Source organism: Bordetella genomosp. 11, from assembly GCF_002261215.1.
Lineage (GTDB): Bacteria > Pseudomonadota > Gammaproteobacteria > Burkholderiales > Burkholderiaceae_B > Bordetella_C.
This window is the reverse complement of record NZ_NEVS01000002.1, coordinates 112,262-127,305: the sequence shown is the minus strand read 5'-3', so window position 1 is coordinate 127,305 and position 15,044 is coordinate 112,262. Positions and strand designations below refer to the sequence as shown.

The 15,044-nt window shown below is 65.4% G+C and carries 13 protein-coding genes; 2 read left to right on the top strand and 11 right to left on the bottom strand.

From position 1 onward, the window contains the following. Nucleotides 1-21 precede the first annotated feature (21 nt). Nucleotides 22-498: a transcription elongation factor GreA gene (gene greA / locus CAL28_RS07130; protein WP_094840748.1), complete on the bottom strand. Its 477-nt coding sequence runs from the start codon at nucleotides 496-498 to the stop codon at nucleotides 22-24. A gap of 378 nt (nucleotides 499-876) precedes the next feature. Then, nucleotides 877-2,205, bottom strand: a complete 1,329-nt coding sequence (locus tag CAL28_RS07125) for a solute carrier family 23 protein (RefSeq protein WP_094840747.1) — start codon at nucleotides 2,203-2,205, stop codon at nucleotides 877-879. A 218-nt stretch (nucleotides 2,206-2,423) separates the two neighbouring features. On the opposite strand from CAL28_RS07125, the gene CAL28_RS29690 reads away from it, so the two are divergent. Together CAL28_RS29690 and CAL28_RS07115 are read left to right on the top strand one after the other, a co-directional pair. After that, nucleotides 2,424-2,870 (top strand): FlxA-like family protein, encoded by a 447-nt coding sequence (locus CAL28_RS29690; RefSeq protein WP_176463909.1) that lies wholly within the window; start codon nucleotides 2,424-2,426, stop codon nucleotides 2,868-2,870. A gap of 100 nt (nucleotides 2,871-2,970) precedes the next feature. Then, nucleotides 2,971-3,612 (top strand): histidine phosphatase family protein, encoded by a 642-nt coding sequence (locus tag CAL28_RS07115; RefSeq protein ID WP_094840746.1) that lies wholly within the window; start codon nucleotides 2,971-2,973, stop codon nucleotides 3,610-3,612. Nucleotides 3,613-3,651: 39 nt separating this feature from the next. On the opposite strand, the gene CAL28_RS07110 is transcribed toward CAL28_RS07115, so the two are convergent. From CAL28_RS07110 to recR, 9 genes are all read right to left on the bottom strand, one after another. Then, a complete protein-coding gene (locus tag CAL28_RS07110) occupies nucleotides 3,652-4,422 on the bottom strand; it encodes an SDR family oxidoreductase (RefSeq protein ID WP_094840827.1) in 771 nt (256 codons plus the stop codon). A gap of 20 nt (nucleotides 4,423-4,442) precedes the next feature. After that, nucleotides 4,443-5,342 (bottom strand): lipid A hydroxylase LpxO, encoded by a 900-nt coding sequence (gene lpxO / locus CAL28_RS07105; RefSeq protein ID WP_094840745.1) that lies wholly within the window; start codon nucleotides 5,340-5,342, stop codon nucleotides 4,443-4,445. A 107-nt stretch (nucleotides 5,343-5,449) separates the two neighbouring features. Next, on the bottom strand, nucleotides 5,450-8,695 hold the full coding sequence (gene carB / locus CAL28_RS07100; protein ID WP_094840744.1) for a carbamoyl-phosphate synthase large subunit: 3,246 nt from the start codon (nucleotides 8,693-8,695) through the stop codon (nucleotides 5,450-5,452). 10 nt (nucleotides 8,696-8,705) lie between these two features. Next, a complete protein-coding gene (carA, locus tag CAL28_RS07095; protein WP_094840743.1) occupies nucleotides 8,706-9,890 on the bottom strand; it encodes a glutamine-hydrolyzing carbamoyl-phosphate synthase small subunit in 1,185 nt (394 codons plus the stop codon). Between the two features lie 410 nt (nucleotides 9,891-10,300). Next, complete coding sequence (locus CAL28_RS07090) at nucleotides 10,301-11,086, bottom strand: ABC transporter permease (RefSeq protein ID WP_094840742.1); 786 nt, start codon at nucleotides 11,084-11,086, stop codon at nucleotides 10,301-10,303. A 39-nt stretch (nucleotides 11,087-11,125) separates the two neighbouring features. Further along, nucleotides 11,126-11,932, bottom strand: a complete 807-nt coding sequence (locus tag CAL28_RS07085; RefSeq protein ID WP_094840741.1) for an ABC transporter ATP-binding protein — start codon at nucleotides 11,930-11,932, stop codon at nucleotides 11,126-11,128. After that, nucleotides 11,925-12,971: an ABC transporter substrate-binding protein gene (locus tag CAL28_RS07080; RefSeq protein ID WP_094840740.1), complete on the bottom strand. Its 1,047-nt coding sequence runs from the start codon at nucleotides 12,969-12,971 to the stop codon at nucleotides 11,925-11,927. The genes CAL28_RS07085 and CAL28_RS07080 overlap by 8 nt, the downstream gene beginning before the upstream one ends. 24 nt (nucleotides 12,972-12,995) lie before the next feature. Continuing rightward, nucleotides 12,996-14,231 (bottom strand): CaiB/BaiF CoA transferase family protein, encoded by a 1,236-nt coding sequence (locus CAL28_RS07075; RefSeq protein WP_094840739.1) that lies wholly within the window; start codon nucleotides 14,229-14,231, stop codon nucleotides 12,996-12,998. A 172-nt stretch (nucleotides 14,232-14,403) separates the two neighbouring features. After that, nucleotides 14,404-15,012, bottom strand: coding sequence for a recombination mediator RecR (gene recR, locus CAL28_RS07070; RefSeq protein ID WP_094840738.1), 609 nt, complete (start codon nucleotides 15,010-15,012; stop codon nucleotides 14,404-14,406). Between the last annotated feature and the right edge of the window lie 32 nt (nucleotides 15,013-15,044).

Sequence of the window (15,044 nt, the reverse complement as noted above, 5' to 3'; positions counted from 1 at the left end):
ACTGCCCACGACGCTTGCCGCTTACAGGTAGCGAACGCTGATCACCTCGTACTCGCGGACCCCGGACGGCGCCTGGACCTCGACGACGTCGCCTTCACTCTTGCCGATGAGCGCGCGCGCCACCGGGCTGGAAACGGAAATCTTGTTCGCGCGGATATCCGCTTCGACATCGCCCACGATCTGGTAGACGACCCTGTCGCCCGAATCCAGGTCTTCGATTTCCACGGTCGCGCCGAACACGGCCCGGCCGTCGGCATCGAGCTCACCCGGATTGATCACATGGGCATTGGACAGGGTGGCCTCGAGTTCCGCGATGCGTGCCTCGATAAAGCCCTGGCGCTCGCGCGCGGCATCGTATTCGGCGTTTTCAGACAGGTCGCCCTGGGCGCGCGCCTCCGCGATGGCACTGATCACGGAAGGCCGCTCAGTGGTCTTGAGCCGGTGCAATTCTTGTCGCAGGCGCTCGGCGCCGTCTACCGTCAACGGAATGGCTGACATATCGCAATCTCTACTAAAAGTGGAAAACGCCCCCGCCGGGGCGTTTCGGTAACGGTCGAAGCACGGCGGCAGCATGCCGGCCAGCAGCGCACAAACAGGGACGCATTTCCGCATGCGGCGGCGGCAATGGGGCCGCCGCCGCAGCACGCCCCAGCACCCGCCTTCCAGGGAAGGAACCGCCGGTTCTCCTCGCCGTGCCCGCTCTTTCACGCCGGCGTCCACGCCAGCGGCGGCAAGCTTCGACCAAAACAAAACCCCGGCTCAGAAACCGGGGCGATCAAGTGACATTGTGGTCAAAGTCGGACTGAATTGCAAGCCGCCCCTAAGGCTGAGAACCGGCGCGTCCCTGTTTTCAACCAGCCGGTGGAGCGGTCGTACTTACGAAGCCCGCCCGGCTGGCGCGAGGGGCCGCAACAGCGCATAAAGGATAATGGCGCCGAAGGTGGCCGTGCCGATACCGCCCAGGGCGAAGCCGCCCAGCCGGACGGTGAAATCGCCGGCGCCCAGGACGAGGGTCACCGCCGCCACGATCAGATTGCGGTTATCGCTGAAATCCACCCGGTTGACCACCCAGATCCGTGCGCCCGCCACGGCGATCAACCCGAACACGACCACGGACATGCCGCCCAGCACAGGGCCGGGAATGGTCTGGATCAGGGCGCCGAACTTGGGCGAAAACCCCAGGAGAATGGCGATCAGGGCCGCCACCGCGAACACCACGGTGGAATAGATCCGGGTCACCGCCATGACGCCGATGTTTTCGGCGTAAGTCGTCACGCCCGTCCCCCCTACCGCGCCCGAGACCATGGTGGCGACACCGTCGCCGACGAAGGCGCGTCCCAGGTAGCGATCCAGGTCGCGCCCGGTCATGGCGCTGACCGCCTTGATGTGGCCCAGGTTTTCCGCGACCAGGATAATGGCCACCGGTATCAGCAGTCCCATCGCGGAGGCCTGGAATACCGGGGTGGCGAAATGCGGCAGGCCCAGCCATGCCGCGTGCGCCACGCCGGAGAAATCCATCGGCTTGCCCAGCCCCAGACCGTTGGCGCAAATCGCATAAATGATGCAGGCCAGTATCAATCCGGCCAGGATGAGCAGTCGCTGCAGCATGCCGCGCGTATACACCGCGATGCCGCCCACGCACAGTATCGTCACGACGGCCATGGCCGCATCGAAGCCGGATGCCCCCATGGCGCCTTTGGCGGCGACCGGCGCCAGGTTCAGGCCGATGACGGCCACCACGGCGCCCGTGACGACCGGCGGCATCAGCGCCTCGATCCAGCGCGCGCCGCCGCCCGTGCCGGCGCTGGCCGTCCATACCAGCACACCGATCAGGGTATAGGCCAGCCCGCAGAGGATGATGCCGCCCAGGGCGACACCGATATTGGGATTGGGGCCGGCGCCGGCATAGCCGGTCACGGCGATCACCCCGCCGATGAAGGCGAAACTGGAGCCCAGGTAGCTCGGCACCCGGCCCCCGACAAAGACAAAGAAAATCAGCGAACCGACGCCGGACATCAGAATGGCGACGTTGGGGTCGAACCCCATGAGCAAGGGTGCCAGCACGGTGGAGCCGAACATGGCGACCACGTGCTGCAGGCCCATCGCGACGGTCTTGGGCCAGGGCAAGCGTTCATCGGGCGCCATCACGGCGCCGGGCGCCATATCGCGCACCAGGCGCCAGCGCGGGAAATACGATCCGGACATACCTTCCCCTCGGTTATGTATACAAGGCGGCCGCAAGTTTATCGGGGCTCAAGTTTTTAGGGTAGCGTGCCGTTACTCATCCATGGCGGACCGCCGTCGACGTGAGATCGACGGACCCAGTCCTGGCGTGCGCCGGCAGGCGCCTTCCGGCCGGCCGACGCCGACCGGAAGGCGGCGTGCGCGGGGCTCGGGTCATGCCATCTTCCCAGGAAACGGACATGACGATTTCGGTGATTACTTCCACACTGGCGTCCGCCTACGGCTCGACGCTGCTGGGACCGCGCGCGCTGCAGAACAACAGCACCGCGCCGGACGACGGCAAAGCGGCCTTGAACGGCGATGCGTCCACAGCGGGCGGCAATGGCACGCCCTCGGCCGGCGGCCAGCGCACCAGCACGAACTTCCAGGCGAGATCGGCGTCTGCTACCCCGGCGCCCAGCGACAGCGGCGGCGACGACGCCACCAGCCAGACGATCAAGCAGCTGGAACGGCAGCTGCGCCAGGTGCTGCAGCAGATCCAGCGCCTGCAGGCCAGCTCGATACCCGATGAGCAAAAGGCCCCCCAATTGCAGGCGCTGAACGCCGAGGCGGCAACGCTGCAGGCGCAGATCTCGGCGCTGATCGAGCAACAGGTCCAGGCCGCCAAGGGCGTGACCACGGCCTGAACGGCGGGCGCGGGTTTTTTCGCGGATACTATCGGGTTTTCGGCGCCCGCCGCATGGCGGTTGCCGCAAGCTTCCTATTCCTCGAACGCTTTCCTTTGCCATGACAGAAATCTGGCTGATCCGCCACGGAGAAACCGACTGGAACCGGGCGCGCCGCCTCCAGGGATGGAAGGACACGCCGCTGAATGCCCATGGCCTGAACCAGGCCCGCCTGCTGGCCGAGCGCTTGGCGCAGGACGCGCGCAACGGCCCCTTCGACGCCTTGTACAGTAGCGACCTGCAGCGCACCCTGCAGACGGCCGAGCCGGTCTCGACACGGCTGGATTTGCGGGTGCGGCCGGAACCCGGCCTGCGCGAGCGCTGCTACGGCGTGCTGGAAGGCATCGCCATGGACCGGCTGGATGTCGAACAGCCCGAGGCGTCCGCCGCCTGGAAAAGCCGTGAACCCGATCGCGCCCTGGATGGCGGCGAAACGCTGCGCCAATTCCATAACCGCATCGTCGCCACCATCGACGACATCGCGGAACGCCATGGCGAGGAACGGGTGCTGGTCTTCACCCACGGCGGCGTACTGGACATCGTCTGGCGCCACGCCCACGGCATACCGCTGACGCATGCGCGCGACGCGGCGCTATTGAACGCGGGCGTCAACCGGCTGGCGGTGGACAACAGGCGCTGGCACGTCATGGGCTGGGGCGACGTTACGCACATCGCGGCGCTGGCCGCCGACGACATCGTATAGGCGCCATAAGCGGCAGGGTCCATGCCGCCGCGGCCTGTCTTATCGCGGCCCGCCTTGCCTGGGCTTGCGCGGCGCGTTGCGCGCCAGGCGATCGTATAGCGCATCGGGCAGCAGCCGCATCAGCTTCGCAGCCACGCCCATCTGCCAGGGAATCACTCGATAACTGTGCCCGCGGGCGATGGCCGTGGCGGCGCGCGCCGCGAAATCGTCGGCTTCCATCAGGAAGGGCATGCGATAGGGGTTGTGCTCGGTCATCGCCGTGCGGATATACCCCGGCGCGATCGTGACCACACGGATACCGTCGCGCGCCAGCTCGGTGCGCAGGCTTTCGCAATACACGGCCACCGCTGCCTTGGAAGCGCTGTAGGCGCCCGCTCCGGGCAATCCCCGCACCCCCGCCACGCTGCCGATGCCCACCAGCCGCCCTGCCCGCGCCCGGCGCATGCCGGCGATGAAGGGTTCGAAGGTGGCGACCGTGGCCAGCAGATTGGTCTGGACGATGGACTGGAAGACGTCGAAATCTTCCGCTTGCTGGGTAAGCGTGCCGGCGCTGATGCCGGCGCTGGCGATCACCACATCCACCGTACCGCCACAGCGCGAAAGGAAATCGGCCGCCGACGCATGCAGCGCCGCGCGGTCGCGCACGTCCATCGCGTACCAGGAGTGCTCGCCGGGCAAGGTCGACGCCAATTCACGCAGGGCATCCTCGCGCCGCCCTACCAGCCCCACGCGCGCGCCGCGCCCCGCGTAATGCCGCGCCAGGGCGCGGCCCAGGCCGCTGCTGGCGCCCGTGATGAAAACGTGGCGCAAGGCCGGCGCGGAAGATGGCATCAGGGCCAGAAGATCCAGGCCATGATCGCCAGCACGACCGCCCACTTCATGATGTAGTAGAGCGGCTTGCTTTTCTTCTTGACCCGCTTGCCGAAGCGCCGCACCGCGTAGACAGAACCGAAGATGCGGTTGATACCGCCCGTGCGGTCGCCTTCCTGGTTGGGCGAGGTAGCCGCGCGCAACAGCACGCCGCCAATGAAGTGATTGACCGCCTGCGCCCAGCGGTAGCGCATGGGGCGTTCGATATCCGCGAACAGGATGATCCGATTGATGTCGGTCTTGTTCTCGGCGTAGTGAATGAAGGTTTCGTCGAACACGACGGCCTCGCCATCGCGCCAGTAGTAGGTCTGGCCGTCGACGTCGATATAGCAGTCGGCATCGTTGGGCGTGATCAGCCCCATGTGGAATCGCAGCGAACCCGCATAAGGATCGCGATGGCGCGGCAGCCGGCTACCTGGCGGCAGCGCGGTGAACATCGCGCCTTTGATGGTCGGAATATCGGCCAGCAGGCCGGTGGTAATCGGACACAGGGCGCGCGCCGAGGGATGGTCGGTGTCGTACCACTTCAGGTAGAACCGCTTCCAGCCGCTCTTGAAGAAGGAATTGAATCCCGCGTCGTTATAGGCATTCGCCACTTTGATATGGCCGGCCGTAAACAGCGCCTCGGCTTCCGCGCGGATGTCCTGCCAGCGCTGCTGCAGGATCTTGAGTTCGGGGAACTCCGCCAACGACAGATAGGGCTTGTTCGGTACGCGCGAGAACGCGTACATGAAAACGTTGATGGGAGCCGTGAATGTGGAGTGATCCAGGACCTGGCGGGAGAACCGATGTCGTACCCTGCCGCGATAATGCACCACGATCGCGCAGACGATAAAAAGCGCGAGTATCCACCATTTCATTTCGACCTCCAGCGCCCCGCGCTGCTCTTCCTATCCTCGGTCGTCCGACGGGTCCCTGGTCGGCAAAGCATTTTGTCGCCAGGGGCCCGACACGGCCATGCGGCGGCTCAAGCCGCCGGTTTCAGTGATGCGTGCAATTCCTGCAAAGGATACACCTGTAACCCATGTCCTTGCCGCAGATACTGCATGCCTTCGACGGCGGCTCGGGCGCCGGCGATCGTGGTGTAGAAAGTCACCCGGGCCGCCAGCGACTGCGTGCGGATCGCGCGCGAATCGGCAATGGCATTGCGGCGTTCCTCTACCGTATTGATGACCAGCGAGACCTCACCGTTCTTCAGCATATCGACGATGTGCGGACGCCCTTCCGTGACCTTGTTGACCACCTGCACGGGAATGCCCGCCGCTTCGATCTCGGCCGCGGTGCCGCGCGTGGCCACCAGCTTGAAGCCCAGGGCATGCAGGCCGCGGGCGACTTCGACGGCGCGAGGCTTATCCTGCGGCTTGACGCTGATGAAGGCCGTGCCGGTCTCGGGCAGACGCACGCTGGCGGCCAGCTGCGACTTCACGAAGGCCTCGCCGAAGCTGGCGCCCACGCCCATGACTTCGCCCGTCGATTTCATTTCCGGTCCCAGGATGGTGTCCACGCCCGGGAACTTGACGAAGGGGAAGACCGCCTCCTTCACCGAGAAATAACTGGGGACCACTTCGCGCGTGACGCCCTGCGAAGCCAGCGTCTTGCCGGCCATGGCGCGCGCGGCGATCTTGGCCAATTGCAGCCCGGTCGCCTTGGACACGTACGGCACGGTACGGGAAGCACGGGGATTGACCTCCAGCACGTAGACGTCGCCGTCCTGGATGGCGAACTGCACGTTCATCAGGCCGATGACGTTCAAGGCCTTGGCCATCATGGACGTCTGGCGCTTGATCTCCGCGATGATGTCCTCGGACAGCGAATACGGCGGCAGGCTGCAAGCCGAATCCCCCGAATGGACGCCGGCCTGCTCGATGTGCTCCATGACGCCGCCGATGAAGACGGTTTCGCCGTCGGCCAGGCAATCGACGTCCACTTCCGTCGCGTTGTTCAGGAAGCGATCCAGCAGCACCGGCGAATCGTTGCTGACCTTGACCGCTTCGCGCATGTAGCGCTCCAGGTCCTGCTGCTCGTGCACGATTTCCATGGCGCGGCCGCCCAGCACATAGCTGGGACGGACCACCAGGGGATAGCCGATCTCCGCGGCATGGGCCAACGCTTCGGCTTCCGTGCGCGCGGTGCGGTTGGGCGGCTGGCGCAAGCCGAGCTTGTTCAGCAGCTTCTGGAAGCGCTCGCGGTCTTCCGCGACGTCGATGGACTCGGGGCTGGTGCCGATAATGGGCACGCCGTTGGCTTCCAGGGCGCGCGCCAGCTTCAGCGGTGTCTGCCCGCCGTATTGGACGATCATGCCGACGGGATTTTCCTTGTGGACGATCTCCAGCACGTCTTCCAGCGTCAGCGGCTCGAAATACAACCGGTCGGAGGTATCGTAGTCGGTCGATACCGTCTCGGGGTTGCAGTTGACCATGATGGTCTCGTAGCCGTCATCGCGCAGCGCCAGCGCCGCATGCACGCAGCAGTAGTCGAATTCGATGCCCTGCCCGATCCGGTTGGGGCCGCCGCCCAGCACGATGATCTTCTTGCGGTCGGTCGGCGCGGCCTCGCATTCTTCCTCGTAGGTGGAATACATATACGCGGTGCGCGTGGCGAACTCGGCCGCGCAGGTATCGACGCGCTTGTAGACCGGCCGCACGTTCAACTGGTGGCGCAGGCGGCGCACTTCCGATTCGGACGTGTCCAGCAGGAAGGCCAGCCGGCGGTCGGAGAAGCCGCGGCGCTTCAGGTGCCACAGCGTGTCGTAATCCAGCTCGGCCAGGGTCTTTTGTTCCAGCGCCAGCTCGATGTCGACGATTTCCTTGATCTGCGCGAGGAACCAGGGATCGATGTGCGTCAGGCTGTAGACTTCGTCCAGCGTGAAGCCCTGGGCGAAGGCATCGCCCACATACCAGATGCGTTCCGGACCGGGTTCGCCCAGTTCGACCTGCAGCTTTTCGCGATCGGTGGTTTTCTGGTTCAGTCCGTCCACGCCCACTTCCAGGCCGCGCAGGGCTTTCTGGAAGGATTCCTGGAACGTCCGGCCGATCGCCATGACTTCGCCCACGGACTTCATCTGGGTGGTCAGGCGCGCGTCGGCGGTGGGGAATTTTTCGAAGGCGAAGCGCGGCACCTTGGTGACCACATAGTCGATGGTCGGCTCGAAGGACGCCGGGGTCGCGCCGCCGGTAATTTCATTGCGCAGCTCATCCAGCGTATAGCCGACCGCCAGGCGCGCCGCCACCTTCGCGATGGGGAAACCGGTGGCCTTGGAAGCCAGGGCCGACGAACGCGAGACGCGCGGATTCATCTCGATGACGATCATGCGGCCATTGGTCGGGTTGACCGCGAACTGCACGTTCGAACCGCCGGTATCGACGCCGATCTCGCGGAGCACCGCGATAGAGGCGTCGCGCATGATCTGGTATTCCTTGTCGGTCAGCGTCTGCGCCGGCGCGACAGTGATGGAATCCCCCGTGTGCACACCCATCGGGTCCAGGTTCTCGATGGAGCAGACGATGATGCAGTTGTCGGCGCTGTCGCGCACGACTTCCATCTCGAATTCCTTCCACCCCAGCAGCGATTCCTCGATCAGCAGCTCGCTCGTGGGCGAGGCTTCCAGCCCGCGCCGGCAGATCGTTTCGAATTCCTCGGCGTTGTAGGCAATGCCGCCGCCGGTGCCGCCCAGCGTGAAGCTGGGCCGGATCACAGCGGGAAAGCCCGACGTGCCCAGTTCGGTCGCGATGCGCTTCTGGACTTCCCATGCTTCGTCCATGGTGTGCGCCACGCCGGACTTGGCGGACTCCAGGCCGATATCGGTCATGGCCTGCTTGAACTTCTGGCGGTCCTCGGCCTTTTCAATGGCCTGCTCGTTCGCGCCGATGAGTTCGACCTTGTAGCGCTCCAGCACGCCGTTGTGTGCCAGGTCCAGCGCGCAGTTCAGCGCGGTCTGGCCGCCCATGGTGGGCAGCAGCGCATCGGGCCGCTCTCGCTCGATGATCTTTTCCACCGCCTGCCACGTGATGGGCTCGATGTAGGTGACGTCCGCCGTTTCCGGGTCCGTCATGATCGTGGCCGGGTTGCTGTTGACCAGGATGGTGCGGTAGCCCTCGGCCTTGAGCGCCTTGCAGGCCTGGGCGCCCGAATAGTCGAATTCGCAGGCCTGTCCGATGATGATGGGGCCGGCCCCGATGATCAGTATGCTTTTTATGTCTGTACGCTTGGGCATGGTGCAATCTTTACGCGGTCTTGGCTTGGCCGGCCATCTGGCTGATGAACTTGTCGAACAGCACGAGGATGTCGTGCGGCCCCGGGCTGGCTTCGGGGTGACCCTGGAAGCAGAACGCGGGCCGGTCGCTCAGTTCGAAGCCCTGCAACGTACCGTCGAACAACGAAATATGGGTAATCCGGGCATTCTTGGGCAAGGTAGCCGCATCGACCTCGAAGCCGTGGTTCTGGCTGGTGATGAAGACGCGCTTGCTGCCGACGTCCTGCACGGGATGATTGGCGCCGTGATGGCCGGTTTTCATCTTGCGGGTCTTGCCGCCCACGGCCAGGCCCATGATCTGGTGTCCCAGGCAGATGCCGAAGACCGGCAGCTTGCGGTCCAGGAAGGCGCGCGTCGCCTCGATGGCGTAGTCGCAGGGTTCCGGATCGCCAGGGCCATTGGCCAGGAACAGCCCGTCGGGATTCAGCTTGAGCGCGTCCTCGGCCGGGGTTTGGGCGGGCACCAGCGTGATGTGGCAGCCACGATCGGCCAGCAGGCGCAGGATATTGCTCTTGACCCCGAAGTCGTAGGCGACGACGTGGTACTTGCCGGTCTTGGGATGGGCATAGCCCTCCCCAAGGTGCCACGTGCCTTCGTCCCATTCGCCCCGGGTTTCGATGGACACCGTCTTGGCCAGGTCCTGGCCCGACATGCCGGGGAAAGCGCGGGCCAGCGCCACGGCCTGGTCGACGTCGGTGCCGACCAGGATGCAGCCGCCCTGGGCGCCCTTCTCGCGCAGGATGCGCGTCAGCTTGCGGGTATCGATGCCTGCAATGGCCACGATGCCCTGCGCGTTGAGGTATTCAGGCAACGAGCTGGTGGCGCGGAAATTCGACACGCGCGCCGGGCAATCACGCACGATCAGCCCCGAAGCGAACACTTGGCGCGATTCGACGTCCTCGGCATTGACGCCGGTGTTGCCGATATGCGGATAGGTCAGCGTGACGATCTGGCCGGCATAGCTGGGGTCGGTCAGGATTTCCTGGTAGCCGGTCATGGACGTGTTGAACACGACCTCGGCCACGGTATGCCCCGGCGCGCCGATGGAGATGCCTCGGAACACGGTACCGTCCGCAAGAGCCAGAATTGCAGGAGAAGGCCGATGCACGCCATCGGACCTCTCGGAAAAAAGCCCTGGAAAAAGTTGCGGCAGCACGATAAACCCCGGTTTCAGAATCAGTAAACAAACCTTGGGATTATACCGCGAACGGCCTTTTTCCCCCGAAAGCCGCGCCAGCCGGTCCTTTCCGGCCGATCCACCCCACCCGCACCCCGCCCCAAAAAAGAGGAAGCGCGCAACACTTCGGGATGAAACAACCCACCACACCGCCACGCAAAAAACAGGTGCCGCCAAGCGGGGACGCCGAGGATCCGGCTCCGCCGGTCCTCCAGCGTCGCCCCCTTTGAGGGGGAAGCGCGCAGCGCTTCGGGGGTGGGACAACCCCACGCAAAAAACAGGTGCGGCCAAGCGGGGACGCCGAGGATCCGGCTCCGCCGGTCCTCCGGCGTCGCCCCCTTGAGGGGGAAAGCGCGCAGCGCTTTCGGGGGTGGGCTACCTGGGGTGGGCTAGACTTTTTCCGTTTCGCCGGCGCGCGGCTGCCACTTCATCAGGCGGCGCTCGACCAGCGTCACCAGGCCGTCCAGCACCAGGGCGAATGCCGTCAGCACCACGATGCCGGCGAATACGGTGTTCACGTCCAGCGTGCCTTCCGCCTGCAGGATAAGGTAGCCCACGCCGCTGGCCGAGCCCAGGTACTCGCCGACGACCGCGCCGACGAAGGCCAGGCCTACCGACGTGTGCAGGCTGGAAAACACCCAGCTGGTGGCCGAAGGCAGGTAGACGTAGCGCAGCAGCTGGCGACGGTCTGCGCCCAGCATGCGGGCATTGTCCAGCAGCGTCGTGCTGACTTCGCGCACACCCTGGTAGACATTGAAGAATACGATGAAGAACACCAGCGTGACCGCCAGCGCCACCTTGGACCAGATACCCAGTCCGAACCACATGCCGAAGATGGGCGCCAGGATGACGCGCGGCATGGAATTCGCGGCGGTGATGTACGGGTCCAGGATGGCGCTGGCCTTGGGCGACAGCCCCAGCCACAGGCCGCAGGCCAGGCCGGACACCGTGCCGATCCCGAAGGCCAGTACGGTCTCGGCCAGGGTGACCCACAGATGCCGGTAGATATCCCCGTCGGTGACGAACCAGGCCCAGATCCGCTGGGCGACTTCCCAGGGCTGGCCGAAGAAAAACGCGATGTTGGGGCTGCGCGAGGCGATATGCCAGCCCAGCAGCAGCACTACCAGGAGCGACACCTGCCAGATGCGCAGGGATTTGGAACCGGTTTTGATCATAATGGACGCGGAAGCGCGAGGCTCCTTCCGTTAAGGCCGTCAGGCCCGTTTCTGCTGGGCGTAGCCCTTGAGCACTTCCTCGCGCAGCACATCCCAGATGGCGGCGTGCAGTTCGACGAAGCGTGGATGCGTGCGGACTTCCGCCACGTCGCGCGGACGCGGCAGGTCGATGGAGAATTCGCCGATGGGATGCGTGGCGGGCCCCGCCGACAACACCACCACCCGGTCGCTCATCGCGATCGCCTCGTCCAGGTCGTGCGTAATGAAAAGCACGGCCTTGCGCTTGGCCATCCAGAGTTCCAGGACCTCGTTTTCCATCAACTGCCGCGTCTGGATATCCAGGGCCGAAAACGGCTCGTCCATCAGAATGATGTCGGGATCGCGGATCAGCGTCTGGGCCAGCATCACGCGCTTGCGCATGCCGCCCGACATCTGGTGCGGGTAGCGCTGCTCCGAACCGCCCAGGCCCACGCGGCGCAGCCACTCGCCGCCGCGTTCGGCGGCTTCCTGCGGCGATATGCGGGCGAACTGCAGCCCGGCGGTCACGTTATCCAGCGCATTGCGCCAGGGCATCAGCGCCTCGCCCTGGAACATATAGCCCGCCCGGCGATTGATGCCGGACAGCGGCTCGCCGAACACGCGCACCTGGCCCGACGACGGCGCCAGCAGGCCGGCCCCGACATTGAGCAGCGTGGATTTGCCGCAACCGGTCGGCCCCACCACCGATACGAATTCGCCGGGGGCGATGGACAGGCTCGCTTCCCGGACGGCGGTGTAGCGCGCGCCGCCCTCGCGGGAAACGAATGTGCAGGTGATGTTGTCCAGCGACAGTGCGGCGTCAGCCATTCGGATACTTCTCGTTAGCGCGCTTGGCGAACTCGTTGGTCCACATCTTGGACGGGTCGACCTTCTTGGGATCGAAATCGGGCACGAAGGCCGCCAGCGCCTTGACGGCCGTGGCCGCGCCGTCCTCGGGGAACATGCCATCCGGCGAAAAGCCATCCATGCTGGCGCGCAGCGAGGCCTTGTAGACCTCCGGCTCGCCAAGCAGGTAGCTCTTGGGCACCGCGTTCGCGATGGCGTCCAGATTGTTCTTCTGCGCGTGGATCCACTTGTCGGCACGCACGATGGCATTGGCCAGCGCCTGCACGGTATTCGGATTGGCATCGATGTAGCTTTGCGCGCAGTACAGGCAGCCGGCCGGCATATTGCCGCCGAAGATTTCGCGCGTATCCTTGAGCGTGCGGGTATCGACGATGACCTTCAGGTCGCCCGAGTGCTCCAGGGAAGTGACCACGGGGTCGGTATTCGAAATGGCATCGATCTGGCCCGTCTTCAGCGCGGTGATGGCACCGGCGCCGGCGCCCACGCCGATGATGGAGACATCGGAGGCCTTCAGGCCATGCTTGGCCAGGAAGAAGTTGACCACCATGTTGGTCGACGAGCCGGGCGCGGTTACGCCGATCTTCTTGCCTTTGAGGTCCGCCGGCGACTTGTAGTTCGCCATGGTCTTGGTCGACACGCCGAAGCCGATCATCGGCGCACGGCCCTGCAAGACGAAATCGCGGTAGAACTGCCCTTTGGACTGCAGGTTCAGGGCGTGCTCGAATGCGCCCGAGACAATATCCGCGCTGCCACCCACGACGGCCTGCAGCGCCTTGGCGCCGCCGGCGAAGTCGGCGATGGTGACATCCAGGCCTTCATCCTTGAAATAGCCGCGGACTTCGGCGATGGTAAGGGGCAGGTAGTAGGTCAGCGGCTTGCCGCCGACGGCGATTGCGACCGCTTTCTTTTCCAGCTTCTGCGCCCGCACGATGGCGGGGGCCAGGCCCAAGGCGCCAGCCGCGCCGGCAAGCTTGAGCCATTCACGTCGAGTCACGGACATTTTCTTGTCTCCAGGTGATGAATCCTATGTGCCGATGGCGCCCGAGGCAGTCAGGGCGGCGATAGCCGCAGCATCATACCCCAGCGATTTCAGTACTTCCTCGGTATGTTCCCCTAAGCGCGGGCCCAGCCACCGTGTGGCGCCGGGCGTTTCCGACAGCTTGGGGGTGACGGCCGGCAGCTTGACCGGCGTGCCGTCCGGAAAACTGTGCTGTTCGATCATGCCGCGTGCCAGGAACTGCGGGTCGCGGAACATATCGGCCACGCTGTAGATCTTGCCGACCGGCACATCCGCCTGTTGCAGCACGTCCAGCGCCTCGTCGATGGTGCGCGTATCGCACCATGCCTGGATGGCGCCATCGATGTCGCCCACCCGCCGTGCCCGGCCGTCATTGCGCGCCAGCGCGGGATCGTGAGCCAGATCCTCGCGGCCGATGGCGAGCATCAGGCGATGGAAGATGGCATCGCCGTTGCCGGCGATCACGATATTCTGCCCATCGCGCGTGGTGTACGTATTGGACGGCACGATACCGGGCAAGGCGCCGCCCGTGCGTTCCCGCACCACGCCGGCGACGTCGTACTCCGGCACCAGGCTCTCCATCATGTTGAAAACGGCCTCGTAAAGGGCCACATCCACCATCTGGCCCTGGCCGCCGGCGCTGCCGTTCCAGCGTCCGCCCGTCGCGTCGCGATGGCGCAGGGCCATCATGGCACCGATGACACCGTGCAAGGCGGCGATCGAGTCGCCGATCGATATGCCCACGCGCACCGGCGGGCGATCCGGATGCCCGGACACATAGCGCAGGCCGCCCATGGATTCCCCGATCGCCCCGAAGCCGGGACGATCCCGCAACGGCCCGGTCTGGCCATAGCCCGACAGGCGGACCATGATGGTGGCCGGATTCAGCGCCCGCAACTGCTCATAGCCGAGGCCCCATTTTTCGAGGACGCCGGGGCGGTAGTTTTCGATGATCACGTCCGCGTCCAGCGCCAGCTTCAAGGCGATCTCGCGGGCCGCGAGGTCCTTCATGTTCAGCGCGACGGAACGCTTGTTGCGCGCCTGTACCGTCCACCACAGCGAGTTGCCCTCGTGCAGGTGACGCCAGGTACGGATCGGGTCGCCGCCGCCCTTGCCGTCCGGGCCATCGGGGGTTTCGATTTTGATGACATCGGCGCCGAATTCGCCGAACAGGCGCGCGGCGAAGGGCCCCGCTATCAGGGTACCCAGTTCAAGGACTTTCAATCCGGCCAAGGCCGACATGGCGGCAGTCTCCGTTGTCTTCGCCAACTGGCGCGCGGGTCCGCCGACCCGGCCTGCCGAGGCTTTTGCTTCTATGCTTTTGGGCTGTCGAGCCGGTCGGCGCGATGGGCGTGGCCGCGCCGAACGATGCGGTCGCGGCCCGCCGGTCGCGAAATCGACAGACTCACGGCGGTCAAGTGGATTTGCGCTCCATCAAGGCCCATGCGATCGTACCCGCGTCCACGTACTCGAGCTCGCTGCCGGCGGGCACTCCCCGGGCCAGGCGCGTCACGGACAGGCCGCGTTCGCGCAGGGCCTCGCCAAGGAAATGCGCGGTGGTCTCGCCCTCCGCCGTGAAATTGGTCGCCAGGATGACCTCCGTCACGGCGCCGTCGGTCGCGCGCGTCAACAGGCGCTCGAAATCCAGTTCACGCGGCCCGATGCCTTCCAGGGGAGCAACCCGGCCCATCAGCACATAGTACAGGCCGCGATAGCCGTGGCTGGACTCGATCATGTTCAAGTCCGCGGGCGTTTCGACGATGCACAACTGGGAGGGATCGCGCTTGGGATTGCTGCACGTGGCGCAGATCTCTTCTTCCGTGAAGTTGTTGCAGCGGGCGCAATGCCGCAGGTTGTGCACCGCCGACGCCAAGGCCTGGCCGAGCAGGTCCGCGCCGCGCGGATCGTGCTGCAGCAGGTGATACGCCATGCGCCGGGCCGAACGCACGCCCACGCCGGGCAGGCGCCGCAGCGCCTCGATCAACGCGCGCAGGGGTTCGGGTTCGGGAAGGGAAGGATCCATGGGACATGCGGACGCCGGCCGGCACGCGTGAC

Excerpts from the sequence above, each read along its gene's own strand:
- greA (WP_094840748.1), bottom strand. The coding sequence starts at position 498 with ATGTCAGCCATTCCGTTGACGGTAGACGGCGCCGAGCGCCTGCGACAA.
- CAL28_RS07125 (WP_094840747.1), bottom strand. The coding sequence starts at position 2,205 with ATGTCCGGATCGTATTTCCCGCGCTGGCGCCTGGTGCGCGATATGGCG.
- CAL28_RS29690 (WP_176463909.1), top strand. The coding sequence starts at position 2,424 with ATGACGATTTCGGTGATTACTTCCACACTGGCGTCCGCCTACGGCTCG.
- CAL28_RS07115 (WP_094840746.1), top strand. The coding sequence starts at position 2,971 with ATGACAGAAATCTGGCTGATCCGCCACGGAGAAACCGACTGGAACCGG.
- lpxO (WP_094840745.1), bottom strand. The coding sequence starts at position 5,342 with ATGAAATGGTGGATACTCGCGCTTTTTATCGTCTGCGCGATCGTGGTG.
- carB (WP_094840744.1), bottom strand. The coding sequence starts at position 8,695 with ATGCCCAAGCGTACAGACATAAAAAGCATACTGATCATCGGGGCCGGC.
- CAL28_RS07090 (WP_094840742.1), bottom strand. The coding sequence starts at position 11,086 with ATGATCAAAACCGGTTCCAAATCCCTGCGCATCTGGCAGGTGTCGCTC.
- CAL28_RS07085 (WP_094840741.1), bottom strand. The coding sequence starts at position 11,932 with ATGGCTGACGCCGCACTGTCGCTGGACAACATCACCTGCACATTCGTT.
- CAL28_RS07080 (WP_094840740.1), bottom strand. The coding sequence starts at position 12,971 with ATGTCCGTGACTCGACGTGAATGGCTCAAGCTTGCCGGCGCGGCTGGC.
- CAL28_RS07075 (WP_094840739.1), bottom strand. The coding sequence starts at position 14,231 with ATGTCGGCCTTGGCCGGATTGAAAGTCCTTGAACTGGGTACCCTGATA.
- recR (WP_094840738.1), bottom strand. The coding sequence starts at position 15,012 with ATGGATCCTTCCCTTCCCGAACCCGAACCCCTGCGCGCGTTGATCGAG.